Origin of the sequence: Microtetraspora sp. AC03309, from assembly GCF_020826795.1 — a bacterium.
GTDB lineage: Bacteria > Actinomycetota > Actinomycetes > Streptosporangiales > Streptosporangiaceae > Microtetraspora > Microtetraspora glauca.
In genome coordinates this window covers 1-734 of record NZ_JADDIL010000295.1, presented here as the reverse complement: position 1 = coordinate 734, position 734 = coordinate 1, and the positions used below count along the sequence as shown (strand labels likewise).

2 protein-coding genes are annotated in these 734 nt (G+C 60.9%); one reads left to right on the top strand and one right to left on the bottom strand.

Annotation, left to right across the window (positions count from 1 at the left end; genetic code table 11):
* Positions 1 to 3 precede the first annotated feature (3 nt).
* The gene (locus IMZ11_RS46895; protein ID WP_374463263.1) at positions 4 to 132 is read left to right on the top strand and encodes a helix-turn-helix domain-containing protein; all 129 of its coding nucleotides are present in this window, start codon (positions 4 to 6) and stop codon (positions 130 to 132) included.
* A 17-nt stretch (positions 133 to 149) separates the two neighbouring features.
* Here the strand turns inward: IMZ11_RS46895 and IMZ11_RS42925 are convergent.
* The coding region (locus IMZ11_RS42925; protein WP_228649358.1) for a TetR/AcrR family transcriptional regulator at positions 150 to 734 on the bottom strand (585 nt) is incomplete at its 5' end.

The following is a 734-nucleotide window of genomic DNA, read 5'->3' as shown; positions in this document are numbered from 1 at the left end:
GCCATCGTCGACGCCATCAAGACCGCCGGCGGCAACAAACACCAAGCCGCCGCCAAGCTCGGCATTGCGCGCTCGACGCTCTACCGCAAGATGCGCTCGCTGGGTATCGACATGGATGACGCCGTCTTGTGACCACGCCGCACGTATCCTCAGTCAGCAGAGGCGCTGTGCCCCACTGCGATAAGGCAGTTGGTCAACAATTCCAGCACTTGTGACTTGTCGAGTTCTTTGGACTCCAACCACGCCATCGTTGCGTCGGCCACCAGCGCCTGGAAACTACGGACCATCGCATGGTTGGAAGGCTCGTCGATATCGAGCCCAACGATGCGCAGCAGATTCTGCTCCCAGGTGCGCATGCTATCGCGGAGAGCCCCACTGACTTTGGGGTCTGAACTCGACGACGCACGCACCATGGTGATGTAGGTGCCACGGTTTCTCTCGATCCCGTCGAGCCATTTCTCGAAAATCGCGCGCACCCGCCCAGCGACATCGTCATGCCCGTCCGGCACCACGAAGTCCTCCGGTATCCGGGAGAAGCGTTCGACGATCTCAGAAAACAGGCCGCGCTTTGATTTGAAGTAGTACAACACATTCGTACGAGTGGTACCCGCCGCTGCGGCGATTTCGCCGGTGGATACCTGTTCGTAAGGCCTCTGCGCGAATAGATCCCGGGCCGCAGCCACGATCTGATCGCGCCGATCGTCGGCTTCCAGCCGGGTGCGCCGTGGCGAACC